We start from the raw sequence: 13,595 nt of genomic DNA on the forward strand, positions 1-13,595 counted from the left end.
GACCGGATCCAGCTCGCTCCGGTCGTCCTGTTCCTCGTCGGCGAGCCCGTCCTCGGCGACAGGGCCGTTTCGCCGCTCATCGAGCGGGCCCTCGAACGCAATCCGGCCACCGCCGTGACGAAGATCGACGCCGAACAGTACGCCGCGGGACAGCTTGCCGCAGCCGTCGGCCCTTCGCTTTTCGCCGAGCCGAACGTCGTCGCCGCGAGCAACCTCCAAAAGATGAGCGACGCCTTCCTCGCCGACGCCCTCGCCTACGTCGCCGCCCCGGACCCTGACGTCGTGCTCATCTTGCGCCACGACGGCGGAACGAGGGGAAAGCGCCTCCTCGACGCCGTGCGCGCCGGCGGCTTCCAGTGCTGCGAGATCCCGGCCGTCAAGTATCCGAACGAGAAGGCCGCCCTCGTCCGAGACGAAGTGGCTCGGGCCCGCAGGCGCATGACCGCCGACGCCGTCGAGGCGCTTGTCGACGCACACGGCAACGACGTCGGAGAGCTCGTTGCGGCGACGGCCCAGCTCCTGTCCGACGTCGAGGGGACGATAGACGAGGCGGCCGTGCGCACCTACTATGCGGGGCGCATCCAGGCCGGCGGCTTCGACATCGCCGACGCCGCCGTCGCGGGCAACGGCGGCAAGGCGGTGTCCCTCGCCCGGCACGCGCTGGCCAGCGGCGTCGCCCCCGTGCCCATCGTCGCGGCTCTCGCGTACAAGCTGCGCACGCTCGCCCTCGTCGCCGCGCGAAAGGGCGCGTCGGCCCGCCCGGGCGACCCGACGATGTCCCCCGGTCAGCGCCGCAGCGCCGAGAGGATCGCCGGGCAGTGGTCGAATGAGGCGTTGGCCACTGCGATCCAGGCGGTCGCCCAGGCCGATGCCGAAGTCAAGGGAGCGTCGAGAGATCCCGAATTCGCCCTGGAACGCGTCATCCTGCGGGTCGCCGCCGCCAAGAAAAGATGAGGAAGCGCCCGTCTGTTAGCTGACACGGGAATGCGCATTCTGAAAAAACGCGGCAAGATAGTAGGCTCGATCACAGTGGTGCAGAGTATCGCTCACGCCGACGGCGCTTTGCGCCGCACACGCAGGCGGTGCGAGGCGCCAGTGACGTTCAGCGACGACGCCAATTCGGAGGAGACAACGTGCTCATAGGAGTGCCGAAAGAATCTCGGGCGGGCGAAACCCTCGTGGCCGCCACGCCCGACACGGTGGGCAAACTCATCAGGCTCGGCTACGACGTCTGCGTCGAGGCCGGCGCCGGCGAACGGTCGAGCTATCCCGACGAGCAGTATCGCGAGGCGGGCGCCCAGATCGTCGACGCCCAGGGAGTCTGGGCCGCCGACATCATCACCTCGCTCGATACGCCAAGCGAGGCCAAGCTCCTCAACATCCGCCGGGGGGCCACCCTCGTCGCGAGGATGGATCCGGCCTCTAACCCGGAGGCGGTCGAGCGGCTTGCGGCGATGGGCGTCACGTCGGTCGCCATGGACGCGGTCCCGAGGATCTCTCGCGCGCAGTCGATCGACGTTCGCTCGTCGATGGCGAACGTCGCCGGGTATCGCGCCGTCATAGAGGCGGCCAACGCCTTCGGCCGGCTCTTCACCGGCCAGATGACGGCCGCGGGCAAAGTGCCTCCGGCAAACGTGTACGTCATAGGCGCCGGAGTCGCCGGGCTCGCGGCGATCGGCACGGCGAGCTCGCTCGGCGCCGTCGTCAGAGGGACGGACGTCCGCCCCGAAACCGCCGACCAGGTCCAATCGCTCGGCGGGGAATTCATCGAGATTCCGGTCGCTCAGGAATCCTCCGACGGATACGCCCAGGCGATGAGCGTCGACCAGGAATTCGCGGCCAGGGAGGTCTACAGCAGGGAGGCAGCTGCATCTGACATCGTCATCACGACCGCGCTGATCCCCGGGAAGCCCGCTCCGCTCCTTATTACGGCGGAGGCCGTCGCCGCCATGAAGCCGGGATCGGTCATCGTCGATCTGGGCGCCGCCAACGGGGGCAACTGCGAACTGACCGTTCCGGGGCGGGTGACCGTCACCGACAACGGAGTGACGATCATCGGGTACACGGACCTGGCGGGGCGCCTGCCCGGGCAGGCCTCCCAGCTTTACGGCCAGAACGTCGTGAACTTCTTCAAGCTCGCGACGCCGGGCAAGGACGGCGTCCTCACGCTCGACATGGACGACGACGTCATGCGCGCCATGACCGTCACCCTCCACGGGATCGTCATGTGGCCGCCTCCGCCCGTCAGGGTGTCCAAGGCCAGGCCCGAGAAGGCGGCGCCGCCTCCGCCCGCGCCGACGCCCATACGGGCGCAGGAGACTCCGCCGTGGGTCAAGCCCGCCCTCGCCGTGGCGGGGGCCCTCGTCGCCCTCCTTGTGTACTTTGCCCCGCGGAGCATGTCCAACCACTTCATCGTCTTCACCTTGGCGTGCGTTGTGGGCTTCTACGTCATCACCAACGTGACGCATTCGCTGCACACCCCGCTCATGTCGGTGACCAACGCGATATCGGGGATCATCGTCGTCGGCGCGCTCATCCAAACCGTCAACAGCGACCCATGGATACAAATATTGGCGTTCATCGCCATAGTCGTCGCGTCGATCAATATCTTCGGCGGCTTTGCTGTGACCCACCGCATGCTCAAGATGTTCCAGAGGAGCTGAGAATGAACGCTGCGATTTTCGCGACTGACAACGCCGGAATTATGGGGATCGGCGGCGACAACGCGGCCGTCAGATTCACCGACCTCGCCTACCTCGTCGCCGCTCTGCTCTTCATTCTCGCCCTTGCGGGGCTTTCGAAGCAGACGACGGCGAGCCGCGGCAACATTTTCGGCATCGTGGGCATGGGGCTGGCGCTCTCCGCGGTCTTTATCCTCACGGTGGCCTTCAACCACTCCAATGTGCTGCAGATGTCGCTGTTCACGCTCCTCGCAATGGCCATAGGCGCCGGCATCGGCATATGGAGGGCCCGACGCGTCGAGATGACGGGCATGCCTCAGCTCATCGCCCTCCTGCACTCCTTCGTGGGCACGGCCGCAGTCATCGTCGGCTACAACGCACTCCTCGAAAGCGTCGACAGCAACTTCCCTGACTTGGCCCGCGGCGCGGCGCTGCGGGACATACCGGATATGCCCTTCCATCTGGGCGAGATCGGCCTGGCGGTCTTCGTGGGCGCGGTCACCCTCACAGGGTCGATCGTCGCCTTCCTCAAGCTCTCAGGCAGGATATCGGGCGCCCCCCTCGCGCTTCCCGGGCGGAACTGGATGAATTTGGGAGCGCTCATCGCCTCGATTCTTCTCATCGTGTGGTTCGTCAGAGCCGGAGACCTCACGTCGGCCTTGATTCCGCTGATCCTCCTGCTCGTCGTCTCGCTCGCCCTGGGCGCGCACCTCGTCTTGGCGATCGGCGGAGGCGACATGCCCGTCGTCGTCTCGATGCTCAACTCGTATTCGGGCTGGGCCGCGTCGATGGCCGGATTCACGCTCGGAAACAACCTGCTCATCATCACGGGAGCGCTCGTCGGATCCTCCGGCGCCTACCTTTCCTATATCATGTGCAAGGCCATGAACCGCTCCTTCGTCTCCGTCATCCTCGGCGGCTTCGGCTCGGCCGGCGCGCTGTCGGGCCAAGACAGGGACTATGGCGACTACCGGGAGACGACGGCGGACGAGGTCGCTCGGATGCTCAAGGGCGCGACCTCCGTCATCATCGCCCCCGGCTACGGAATGGCGGTCGCCCAGGCCCAGTACCCGGTGGCCGAGCTGACTCGGCGGCTGCGCGAGGGCGGCGTCGAGGTCCGCTTCGGCATCCACCCCGTCGCCGGCCGCCTGCCCGGCCACATGAACGTCCTTCTCGCCGAGGCGAAGGTCCCATACGACGTCGTCTTTGAGATGGACGAGATCAACTCCGACTTCTCCTCGACCGACGTCGTCCTCGTGATAGGGGCCAACGACACGGTCAACCCCTCGGCGCAGGAACCGGGCTCGCCCATCGCAGGAATGCCGGTCCTCCACGTGTGGGAGGCGAAGGACGTCGTCGTGTTCAAACGGTCGATGTCCAACTCCGGGTATGCGGGAGTCCAGAATCCGCTTTTCTTCAACGAGAACACGCACATGCTGCTCGGGGACGCGCGTGAGTCCCTGGAGAAGATCGTCACGGAGCTCTGATAGGCGGAGGCCCGTAGAACGGCCCTGACCAGAGCAAAGCCTCGACAGAACAGGGCCCTGAGCGTTTGAAACTCCGACCGGAAAGGAATCCCCAGCGGAAACAGGCCATGCCCAAACTCATCTGCATCGACGTAGACGGCACCCTCGTCACGGAAAACCAGGAGACGCCCGCTTCGGCGCGCGAAGCCGTTCGAGCCTCCATCGCGGCGGGCAACAAGCTTCTCCTGTCCACAGGGCGCTCGCTGCCCGAAATTTACCCGTTTCTGTGGGATCTCGGTTTCCACGGCATCATCGCCGGGTCGGGGGCGTACGTGAAGATAGGGGAGGAGGTCGTCATGGACCGGCGAATGTCGGCCGAGGAAATCTCCTACGTCACGGACATCTATCGCAAGCACGGCGTCAACTGGATGTGGCAGGGGCCCGACGAGTTCTGCATGAGCGAGGGCTTCTTCGGTTCCTTCGCGGGGGCCCCGAACGCGGAAGGCAGCCCCTGGTACCCCTACTATCTGCAGATCCTCCCTGTGCTGAGCACGAAGGTTCCCACGAGCACGTCCAAGGGCCTTTTCGTCTTGCCTTATGACTCGCCGGTGAGCTACGAGGAGTTCGTCGAAATCATCGGCCCGAAGTACCACATCATCCCCGATTCCGTAGGCGCCGCCGGGGGAACGACGGGAGAGCTCCTTCTGGCCGGGCTGACGAAGGAAGTCGGCATGCGGGCGGCGGCGCAGCACCTCGGTTTCGACGTGGCGGACACGGTCGCGCTCGGCGATTCCCCGAACGACATCGAAATCCTCAAGGCCGCGGGGACTTCGGTGGCCATGGGCAACGCGACCGACGCGGTGAAATCGCATGCGGACCTTGTGACGTCCGCGATCGACGACGACGGAGTGTACCGGGCGTTCGAAACCCTCGGCCTCATGTGACGCTCGCACGCGCCGTGTGGACAGTGCGTCACGCCCGCGAATGCGCCGAAGGGAGGGTGACGGAAACCGAGGTTCCCACGCCTAGGCGAGAGCTCATATGAGCGGTTCCGCCGTGGCGTGCGACGATCGTCGCCACCAGCGCGAGGCCGAGGCCGTTGCCCGGATGCCCGCCGGAATTGCTCGCCCTGCTGAGCTCGTCCCAGACCGCGCCCACGTCCTCGGCGGGAATGCCGATGCCGGTGTCGGCGACCTCGACCGTGACGGTCCCTTGGCCCTCTGAGCCTCGGATCTCGATGAGGGATTCGGCCCCGGAGTACTTCGCCGCATTCGACACGAGGTTGTACACCGCCGAGTAAAGCAGGTCGGCGTCGCCCGCCACGTGCGAAAGCGGCCAGGGCGCCTCCGGGAAGCTCAGGGAAAACGATCTGCTTTCTCCGCGCGCGGCAAGCTCTTGGGCGACGGCGTCGACGGCGTCGCGTGCGGTCTCCTCCAGGTCCACTTCCTCGATGTCGATGGGGGAGGTCTCAAGCTCGGAAAGCTTGCGCAAATCGGTCAGCAAGCGGCTCATGCGCAAGGACTGCGCGGTGACGATCGACCAGCTCGGATCGTCGGCGTCGTGGCTTGCCGCAGCGGCGCGCAGGGCCGTCAGCGGATTCTTCAGCTCGTGGTCGAGGCGGCGCAGAAAATGACGGTGGGATTGGCGCAGCTCCTCCTGGCCGGCTTTCAAGCCATTGGCATACTCACGTTTTCTGCCGTTTCGCCAGGCGAGGGCGATCCATGCGCACAGGCTGAGGAACACTCCGGCGGAGGCGAGCAGGGTCGGAAGCGGGAACTTCACGAGGAGGTACCGGGATTCGCCGGAGAAGAGCCACGCTGCGGCGGCGGCGAGGCAGACGACCGCAGGCAGAAGCACGAAGACGAGCCTGCGCAGACGAACGCGTTTCATGCCCGCACCGCCCCGATGAAGCGATATCCCACCGACGGCACCGTTTCGATGTAGGTCGGCTGGGTCGGATCGTCGCCGAGAACCCGCCTGATCTCGCGGATGCGGTGGTCGACGGCGCGCGTTGAAGACGCAAAGTCGATTCCCCACAGCGCGGCCAGGAGCCGCTCGCGGGTGTGGAGCTCGCCCGGATGGGTCATGAGGTAGTCGAGAAGCATCGACGCCTTCGGGGTGAGCGTGACCTCGCGCGCCTTGAGGAAGACTCGCAATGCGACTCGGTCGAGCACGAGGTCGCCGCACACCAGCCGGTCAGCCGCCGAATAGGGCTTGGGGGCGGCCGCCGTCCGGCGCAGAACGGCGCGGATGCGAGAGACAAGCTCCTGCGGGTCGAAGGGTTTGGAAAGATAGTCGTCCGCGCCCTCGTCCAGGGCTGCGGAACGTTCGTAGGACTGGTCGATCTGGGTCAGAAGAATGATGGGAGTCCATCCGCCGCCGGCGCGTATCTCGCGCACGAGCTGGCGCCCGTCCAGTTGAGGCATCATGACGTCCGTGACGACGATGTCGGGTTTGATCTTTTCGTGAATGTCGAGGCCTTCGGCGCCGTCGTGGGCGACGACGACGGAAAAGCCCGAGCGTTCAAGATAGGGGGCGAGCGCGTCCGTGATGGCCGACTCGTCGTCGACCAGCAGGACCGTTTGTCGATTGATCGGCTTGTCGGCCATTTGCGACGTCCTCTCCAAACACGGCTGCGGTTGCGGAGGAGACGCCGCAACCGTGCCGTTTGCCTTCGGCCGGGCATAGCCGGCCCCGTTTCAGCCGGCCTTCTCGACCTCGTTGTCGGATCCGTTGTCGTTGACCGCGGGCTTCGAACCGTTCGCCCACTCGACCTTGCTGTCGGACCCGTTGAAGTCGACGGAGGAGACCTGCTCGACGAACACCTTGACGCTCGAACCCTGGATCGAGATCTTCTTCGCGGTCTTGGCGACGACCTTCACATCCGATCCGGTGACGGTGAGCTGATCGACGTTCTCCTTGACGTGGACGGTGCCGCCGGAGCTGGAGACGACCGCGTTCCCGCCGACGACTGCGGCCACGGCGGCGTTCTTGTCGGCCGCCGCCTCCTTCCAATCGTCGTCGTCGACCGCGGCTCCGCCTTCCGCGGAGGCGCCGCCAGTCGAAGACGGGTTCGCGGACGAACCGCCCTTCGCGCTGTTCGACCCGTTGTTGGAGCCGATGTTCTGCTCGGAGTCCTTTCCGTCGGCCTTGTTGGAGACCCCGCCGGTGGCGGTGACGTTCTGGTCGTTGTTGCCGTTGACAGTCACGCCCGGGCTCTTGCTCGCGGCGTCGTCCTTGACTTCAGCCTGGCAGGCCGCCGTGGCGAAGGCAAGACATGCTGCGAGCGCGAGTCCAGTGGTCTTCCATGTTTTCATCGAAGTTTCCTTTCGTTTGGGAGAGTCTCCCATAGTGCCGCTGCCGTCGATGCCGACGTCGCCGACCCGAAGGCAGCTTGCGAATTATATTGAGTTGTGATTGGCGGCCGCTAGTTGCGATTTGTTGCAAATGCTTGCATAGCGTATCGGGCCGAAGCGGCCGCACTGGTAGTAGGGCGTTACTGTCGTGGTCGTTGCGAAGCGTGCGTGAGCTCCGCAGAAACTATTGTAACCTAGTGATAATGCGCGTTAGCGATCTGTGGCTAACGTGCGGGTGCCGGACGTGCCCGACGGATTTCGTTCTCCGCACCGTTGTCGGTGACAGAGGGCATGGGGCCCTCGGTCCAGCGCACGTCGTTGTCGGAGCCGTCAAAGTGGACGGACGAGACGCTTCGGATGAAGACGTCCACGTCCGCGCCTGAGATCCTCACTTTGGCGGCCGAGTCTGCGACGACGTCGACGTCGGATCCGTAGACGTCGATTTCCTCGACGTCGCCCTCGACTCTCACGATTCCTCCGCTGGAGGAAATGCGAGCGACGCCGTTGTGGGCTTTGACGACTGTGACGGGGTCGTCCTCGCCGATGAGCGTTCCGTCGGGCGTGACGATCTCGTCGTCATCGTCGTCGAAGTAGTAATTGCCCGAAGCCGATCTTTCTGAGGAACCGGAACCGGCTTTGCCGCCCTCGCGTTTGTCGGACTTGTCCTTCTGGCCGGACTCGCCCTTCTTGTCGGACTTGTCTTTCTTGTCGGATTCGTCCTTTTTGTCCGACTTGCCCTTCTTGTCGGATTTGTCCTTTTGGTCGGACTTTCGGTCAGACTTCTCTTCATCAAGTGCGTCGCGTCTGTTCGATTCGCGCGCCTCTGATTTGTACGCCGTCTCCGACGCCGCGTCGTCTGAGCCGTAGGAGTCGCCTCCGTTGCCGGCGCCGCCGCGGCCGTCCGCTTCGGTGAGGGCGACGGTCGCCGTCGGCCTCCGGTCGGCGACGTCGACGTTCTTGGATTCGCATGCCGTCGTCACGAAAGCGAGGCAGGCTGCGAGTGCGAGTCCGCGGATCTTCCACGTCTTCATTGCTTGTCCTTTCCTTGGGAGCCGTGACTCCGATCGATGTTTGCGAGGGATGGCGCCCCGCTGTGCTTCAAGGCTATCGGGGGGATATGGCAGGGAGGTCGCCTCGGTGTCGCAGTTTCGAAACACGGGAAAAAGCGGTGAAATATCAAGGAAAACACGAGTTCTGCAAAGGGCCCCGGAACTTCCAGAGTGCCTTGACGACGAATTGAGCCAGGCGTAGAATGTCATGTATACATGTTTTACATGTAATAGATTCATCGGTTGAGTGAAAGCGACGCCGCAAGGCGCGACGAGTTCGAACGGACCGTGAGTCGAAAGCTGCTCCAGCCGAAGACGCGAGTCGAAAGCGCCGCGCAAGAGTCACTGCAACGTAAAGTCGCAAGCCTCCCCGGCGGCGGGCGATCCGCACGGCGGGGAGTTCCGCATAAGTGAAGACACAAAAGAAAGAACTGTTATGAGTCCTGTCAATACGAGCTCTTACGGGCCCGGGGGCCGCGGCTTTCACGGCGTGGTGACGGTCGGCCAGCGCGGTCAAGTCGCCATTCCTGCCAAGGCGCGCAGGGACCTGAGAATTGAGGCGGGGGCGCAGCTAGTCGTTCTGACCGACCCGAACGAAGGCATCGCGCTCATCCCGCTCGAACTCCTTTTGAGCAAACAAGACAATCCCGTGGCGAAACTGGTCCGATCGATGCTCCCGGGGGTGATGCCGCCCGACGGCGAAAACGCGGACGACAACGCCGGCAAGCATCCAGGCGACGGCACCGGGAAGGTCGCAGACGACGGCGGCGATTCACGATGAGCGCGCGCATTTCAACCGATGTACGTGGCCCAACGGGCGCGCCGGCGGTGGCGGTCGAATCCCTGACGAAGCGCTTCGGCGATCTCGTCGCCGTCGACGACGTCTCCTTCGACGTCGCCGATCGTGAGATCTTCGGAATCATCGGTCCCAACGGAGCCGGAAAAACGACCCTCATGGAATGCCTGGAGGGGCTTCAGCGCCGGACCTCGGGCGCCGCGCGGGTCCTCGGCGCAGATCCGGACGTCGCCGACCGCTCGTGGCGGGCGCGGGTGGGAGTCCAACTCCAATCCTCGGCTTTGCCGACGAAAGTCAAAGTCGGCGAGGTCATCGACCTGTTCGGATCCTTCTATGAGAACCCCAGGGAAGCCGACGAGCTCATCGCCGAGCTCGGACTGTCCGGCAAGAAAGGCTCCTACGTCGAGAAGCTCTCGGGAGGCCAGCGCCAACGGGTGTCGATCGCGCTCGCGCTTGTGAGCCGGCCGGAGATCGTCTTTCTCGACGAACTGACAACGGCGTTGGATCCGCAGGCGCGGCTGGCGATGTGGGACGTGGTCCGCTCGATCCGGGACGCCGGGTGCACGGTGGTCATGACCACCCATTACATGGAGGAAGCGGAGGCCTTGTGCGACAGGGTCGCGATCGTCGATCGCGGACGGATCATCGCGCTAGACACCGTCGCGGGCCTCGTCGCCGGGCTCGGCGGCGCGAGCCTCGTGACCCTGAAGACCGACCGGCCGGTCAGACCCGAAACGCTCGCGAACATCGCCGGAATCTCGAATGCATCGATCGACGGTCTGACCGTGAGGCTTCATTCCGCCGGCGGATTCCCCGGCGAGGCCGTTCGCGCCATAGAGGGCGCGGGGGCGGCGGTCGAAGAGATTGAAACGTCGAAAGCCTCTCTTGAAGACGTCTTTCTCGCCCTGACGGGCCGCGCGATGAGGGAGGGGAACTGACATGCGCGTCTTCACAAAAGTTCTCAAGACCACGGCCCTGCGCACGCTGCGCGAGCCGGCGAACGTCGTGTTCATGATCGCCTTCGCTCCGGCGTTCATGCTGATCATGGGACTCATATTCGGAAACGACCCAAAAAAGGAGTTCGGCGGCCAGGGCTTCCTTGACGCGAACGTCACGGCTTTCCCCTGCATCGTCATCGCCATCGCGGCGATCATCATCCTTCCCGTCGATCTCGTGACGCAGCGAGAGACAGGAGTTCTCAGGAGGTTCCGCGCGACGCCGCTTCGCCCGGCAGTCTACATGTCGGCCGATCTGACTGTTCGCGTCGTCCTGAGCTTGCTGTCGATAGCCTGCCTTTACGCGGTGGCGATCGTGGGATTCGGCGTCGGCGCCGACGCTCTGAAAGTGGCGAACGTCCTTCTGGCCACGGCGCTCGGGCTGTGCTCGTTCATGGCGCTGGGATACCTGTTGGCGGGGCTTTTGCCCTCCCAAGGCGCGGCGCAGGGGATAGGGAACATCCTCGTTTACCCGCTCATTTTCCTTTCGGGCGCGGCGGTTCCCCTTTCCCAGCTCCCCGAGGGAGTCGCCGCTGTTGCGAGATTCTCCCCGCTCACGCAGCTGACCTTTTTGACGAAGGGCCTGTGGGAAGGCGACGGCTGGATCCAACACTGGGGTTCCGCGGCCTCGCTGATCGGAATGGGCGTGTTGTGCGGGGCTCTGGCAGCGCGATGCTTCCGATGGGAAAAATGACGGAACAAATGACAGGGGCAGCGAAAACCGCTGCCCCTCGTCTATGGCCCCGCCGTCGGCTACTTGGCCAGTTTGGCGACCTGTACCGCAAGCTTCGACTTGCGGTTGGCGGCCTGGTTCTTGTGAATGACGCCCTTGGAAACCGCCTTGTCGAGCTTCCGGGTGGCCACCCGCAACGCCGCCTCGGCGGTCTCGACGTCGCCGGCGGCGACGGCCTTGCGCGTCTTGCGCACGTAGGTCTTCAGCTCCGACTTGACAGCCTGGTTGCGAAGGCGGCGCTTCTCATTCGTGAGAATGCGCTTTTTCTGCGACTTGATGTTTGCCACGTGTTCTACTTTCAACTCAATCGCCGTCGGCGATAGATCGTCATGGTCGGCGAGGAATTCGCCTTCGGCGAGACTGGGGAAGCAGGCCCCGGAAAGCGCCGTCGGCAGGACTCATCGCCCAACCGGTGTAAAGTCCATCGGGTAGTTTATCAGAAGCTATCGATGAAAGCGGCGTATGGCAGCCACAACTTGTGTGAACCGCGCTTCATCGAGACTCCCGCCCTCGCGCCGCATCTGCTCCGGGGCCACGCACAGAAGCCTGTCGATCCTCGCCTCGGAGGGGCGGCCCTTGGAATCCCATCCGCCCGAGCCGACGTCGATCCAGAAACGCCCGTTTCGCGCCTCTTGCTCGGCGTCGCGGTCGTGGTCCTTCGATGTCAGCTGGGCGAATACGATGCATCGCTCAATCTCGGCCAGCACCAGAACCGGGCGATCCTTGCCCTGGCTTCGATCCTCTTCGTAGGGAACCCACGTCCACACCACTTCGCCCGGATCGGGGAAGTCATCCTCCCGAGGGGAGTAGTCGAATTCGGGCAGGCCCAGGTCTGGAACAGAGTAGACCTTCGGCGCGTCCCCGACTCCCGGGAGCTCGGAAAGCGAATGCGCGACCAGGGTTTCGCCCGAGCTTCGTGCGGCCTCTGCGCGTCGTCCTCGCCCGGCATGGCGGGGGTCCGCTGCAGCGCGGCCCGTCGCCGCAGAGTCCTGCTTGCGCTTTCCGCCCTGCCCGTTCCCCTCCGCCCGTCCGCTGCGAGCCGCCGGTTTGCCGACGCCGTCATCCCGGCGTTCGGCGGCACGCCGGCCTTGTCCGCCGTGTCCGTTCCGCGGCTCAGGGGATTTGCGCGACGTCGATTTCGAGGTCAGCGATTCGAAAAGGCCTGCCGCCAGCTCCTTGAGGAAACGAGGGATCGCCATCAGACGCCTGGAGTCCGGCCCGGGCGGTCCTCGTCGGCTTCGACTGCGGGCGCAGCGTCGCCGCCTCCGAAAAGAAGGTCGGTGAGCATCACGTGAACCTGCTCGGCGTTGGGAACGTCGCGGAGGTAGAGGGGCTCGTCGGCGGAAGTCTGCAACTCCAAGGTTCCCGCCTTGAAAAACCTGTCGATGAGGTCTCTCTCGTAGGCGACGTTGGAAATGCGGCTGAGGGGGATGTCGTGGCCGGATTTCGTAAAGATTCCCGTGCGAGTGATGATTCGGCGGTTGGTCACCGTGTATGTGTCGGTGATCCATCTCAACCACGGCCAGCCGACGAATGCCGCGAGGCCGACGAGGAGAAGGACGAGCAGCGTCCATGTTCCCGCGGGCTTCCAGCTGTCGGGCATGTAGACGAAACCGGCGACGCCGAGGACTATGAGGACGATTCCAGCCGCGATGTTCGGGATCAGCCGCTTCACATGCTCGTGCATGTGAAGGATGATCCTCTCGTTTTGGCTAAGGAGCTTCTGTGAAAGTGCCATGAGCCTATCGTGCCACACGATTGGCCGCCGAGGAGGGCTGCGTCCGGGGACTCCGAGCCGCCGCCTAGAAGACGAGGGTCAAAAACGCCACGAACGTGAAGAAGACTCCCAAGGGAATCGACAGGAGGGTGAAGATTCCGGACAGGAGGGTGACCCGCAGGTCGTCTTTGAGATAGGGCGCATTGACGAGCCCTCCCGCGGCGGCGATTGCCGAACGCTGGGCGGCCTCGATGCGCGGCATCCACGTTTCGCGCAGCTGGGCGGCCTCGGCCGCGGCGTCGTGCAGGCGGTCGCGCTCGATCGTCTCTTCGGAGTCGGCGAAGTCGTCCTTGGGAGGCGGCGCCGATTCCCGCCGTCCGCTTTGATCTATGACGACGATCTCCCGGGAAGGGGAGTCGCCTTCGTCGACCCCGCCCGAGCTGTTTTTGCCTTCGCCGACGCCGCCTTCGTCGGTCTTGCCTTCGGCCCCTTCGGGCAGGGAGTCTGAATCGGAGGAGACAACCTGGCCCGAACTTTCCTGCCAGCGGTCGACGGCGTCCTTGAGCCCCTTGCGGCGCCAGGCGAAGACAAGCGCCGAGACCAGGCCAAACGCGGAGACTCCGCCCAGCAGGACCGTGAGGAACGTGCCGGCGTCGCCGCCGAGGGCGAAAACGAGCGCGACGAGGAGCCCGTTGACGACGAGGGCGTTGCCGACCAGGGTGCGGCCGGGCCCGCGGGTGATCCGTTCGATGAACGGCAGGAGGTCTTTCAGCGAACCGGGAGTGAGGAACATGAAACCATT

At 64.7% G+C, this 13,595-nt stretch carries 15 protein-coding genes; 7 read left to right on the forward strand and 8 right to left on the reverse strand.

Going from position 1 to position 13,595, the window contains the following annotated elements:
* The 4 genes from holA to ACO48X_RS07770 all read left to right on the forward strand — a co-directional run.
* The coding region (gene holA / locus ACO48X_RS07755; RefSeq protein WP_485001512.1) for a DNA polymerase III subunit delta at positions 1-954 on the forward strand (954 nt) is incomplete at its 5' end.
* A 179-nt stretch (positions 955-1,133) separates the two neighbouring features.
* The gene (locus ACO48X_RS07760) at positions 1,134-2,663 is read left to right on the forward strand and encodes a Re/Si-specific NAD(P)(+) transhydrogenase subunit alpha (RefSeq protein WP_485001513.1); all 1,530 of its coding nucleotides are present in this window, start codon (positions 1,134-1,136) and stop codon (positions 2,661-2,663) included.
* A gap of 41 nt (positions 2,664-2,704) precedes the next feature.
* A complete protein-coding gene (gene pntB / locus ACO48X_RS07765) occupies positions 2,705-4,168 on the forward strand; it encodes a Re/Si-specific NAD(P)(+) transhydrogenase subunit beta (RefSeq protein ID WP_485001526.1) in 1,464 nt (487 codons plus the stop codon).
* 107 nt (positions 4,169-4,275) lie between these two features.
* The gene (locus ACO48X_RS07770; protein ID WP_485001514.1) at positions 4,276-5,091 is read left to right on the forward strand and encodes an HAD family hydrolase; all 816 of its coding nucleotides are present in this window, start codon (positions 4,276-4,278) and stop codon (positions 5,089-5,091) included.
* A 28-nt stretch (positions 5,092-5,119) separates the two neighbouring features.
* Here ACO48X_RS07770 and ACO48X_RS07775 read toward each other — a convergent pair whose 3' ends face one another.
* The 4 genes from ACO48X_RS07775 to ACO48X_RS07790 all read right to left on the reverse strand — a co-directional run bounded on the left by ACO48X_RS07775 (position 5,120) and on the right by ACO48X_RS07790 (position 8,534).
* The gene (locus ACO48X_RS07775) at positions 5,120-6,037 is read right to left on the reverse strand and encodes a sensor histidine kinase (protein ID WP_485001515.1); all 918 of its coding nucleotides are present in this window, start codon (positions 6,035-6,037) and stop codon (positions 5,120-5,122) included.
* On the reverse strand, positions 6,034-6,756 hold the full coding sequence (locus ACO48X_RS07780; protein WP_484994544.1) for a response regulator transcription factor: 723 nt from the start codon (positions 6,754-6,756) through the stop codon (positions 6,034-6,036). The genes ACO48X_RS07775 and ACO48X_RS07780 overlap by 4 nt, the downstream gene beginning before the upstream one ends.
* Before the next feature lie 90 nt (positions 6,757-6,846).
* On the reverse strand, positions 6,847-7,464 hold the full coding sequence (locus ACO48X_RS07785; RefSeq protein WP_485001516.1) for a DUF3060 domain-containing protein: 618 nt from the start codon (positions 7,462-7,464) through the stop codon (positions 6,847-6,849).
* A gap of 263 nt (positions 7,465-7,727) precedes the next feature.
* Entirely contained in the window at positions 7,728-8,534 is an 807-nt protein-coding gene (locus ACO48X_RS07790; RefSeq protein WP_485001517.1) for a DUF3060 domain-containing protein, read from the reverse strand.
* 454 nt (positions 8,535-8,988) lie between these two features.
* Here ACO48X_RS07790 and ACO48X_RS07795 point away from each other — a divergent pair, with 454 nt between their 5' ends.
* Genes ACO48X_RS07795 through ACO48X_RS07805 form a run of 3 tightly spaced genes read left to right on the forward strand, consistent with a single transcriptional unit; the run spans position 8,989 to position 11,037 of the window.
* Entirely contained in the window at positions 8,989-9,333 is a 345-nt protein-coding gene (locus ACO48X_RS07795) for an AbrB/MazE/SpoVT family DNA-binding domain-containing protein (RefSeq protein WP_485001518.1), read from the forward strand.
* Positions 9,330-10,286, forward strand: a complete 957-nt coding sequence (locus ACO48X_RS07800) for an ABC transporter ATP-binding protein (protein WP_485001519.1) — start codon at positions 9,330-9,332, stop codon at positions 10,284-10,286. Before ACO48X_RS07795 ends, ACO48X_RS07800 begins: the two co-directional genes overlap by 4 nt.
* Position 10,287: 1 nt before the next feature.
* Entirely contained in the window at positions 10,288-11,037 is a 750-nt protein-coding gene (locus ACO48X_RS07805; protein ID WP_485001520.1) for an ABC transporter permease, read from the forward strand.
* 59 nt (positions 11,038-11,096) lie between these two features.
* Here ACO48X_RS07805 and rpsT read toward each other — a convergent pair whose 3' ends face one another.
* The 4 genes from rpsT to ACO48X_RS07825 form a co-directional block, all read right to left on the reverse strand.
* Positions 11,097-11,363, reverse strand: a complete 267-nt coding sequence (rpsT, locus tag ACO48X_RS07810) for a 30S ribosomal protein S20 (protein WP_485001521.1) — start codon at positions 11,361-11,363, stop codon at positions 11,097-11,099.
* Between the two features lie 156 nt (positions 11,364-11,519).
* Positions 11,520-12,275, reverse strand: coding sequence for a type II toxin-antitoxin system PemK/MazF family toxin (locus ACO48X_RS07815; RefSeq protein WP_485001522.1), 756 nt, complete (start codon positions 12,273-12,275; stop codon positions 11,520-11,522).
* Entirely contained in the window at positions 12,275-12,814 is a 540-nt protein-coding gene (locus tag ACO48X_RS07820; RefSeq protein WP_485001523.1) for a PH domain-containing protein, read from the reverse strand. The genes ACO48X_RS07815 and ACO48X_RS07820 overlap by 1 nt, the downstream gene beginning before the upstream one ends.
* Before the next feature lie 64 nt (positions 12,815-12,878).
* On the reverse strand, positions 12,879-13,595 hold a 717-nt coding region (locus ACO48X_RS07825), incomplete at its 5' end, for a hypothetical protein (RefSeq protein WP_485001524.1).

The organism is Peptidiphaga sp. (genome assembly GCF_057238965.1).

Bases quoted from the DNA above. Each gene is read 5' to 3' on its own strand.
- pntB (WP_485001526.1), top strand. From the start codon at position 2,705: ATGGGGATCGGCGGCGACAACGCGGCCGTCAGATTCACCGACCTCGCC.
- ACO48X_RS07770 (WP_485001514.1), top strand. From the start codon at position 4,276: ATGCCCAAACTCATCTGCATCGACGTAGACGGCACCCTCGTCACGGAA.
- ACO48X_RS07775 (WP_485001515.1), bottom strand. From the start codon at position 6,037: ATGAAACGCGTTCGTCTGCGCAGGCTCGTCTTCGTGCTTCTGCCTGCG.
- ACO48X_RS07780 (WP_484994544.1), bottom strand. From the start codon at position 6,756: ATGGCCGACAAGCCGATCAATCGACAAACGGTCCTGCTGGTCGACGAC.
- ACO48X_RS07785 (WP_485001516.1), bottom strand. From the start codon at position 7,464: ATGAAAACATGGAAGACCACTGGACTCGCGCTCGCAGCATGTCTTGCC.
- ACO48X_RS07790 (WP_485001517.1), bottom strand. From the start codon at position 8,534: ATGAAGACGTGGAAGATCCGCGGACTCGCACTCGCAGCCTGCCTCGCT.
- ACO48X_RS07795 (WP_485001518.1), top strand. From the start codon at position 8,989: ATGAGTCCTGTCAATACGAGCTCTTACGGGCCCGGGGGCCGCGGCTTT.
- ACO48X_RS07800 (WP_485001519.1), top strand. From the start codon at position 9,330: ATGAGCGCGCGCATTTCAACCGATGTACGTGGCCCAACGGGCGCGCCG.
- ACO48X_RS07805 (WP_485001520.1), top strand. From the start codon at position 10,288: ATGCGCGTCTTCACAAAAGTTCTCAAGACCACGGCCCTGCGCACGCTG.
- ACO48X_RS07815 (WP_485001522.1), bottom strand. From the start codon at position 12,275: ATGGCGATCCCTCGTTTCCTCAAGGAGCTGGCGGCAGGCCTTTTCGAA.
- ACO48X_RS07820 (WP_485001523.1), bottom strand. From the start codon at position 12,814: ATGGCACTTTCACAGAAGCTCCTTAGCCAAAACGAGAGGATCATCCTT.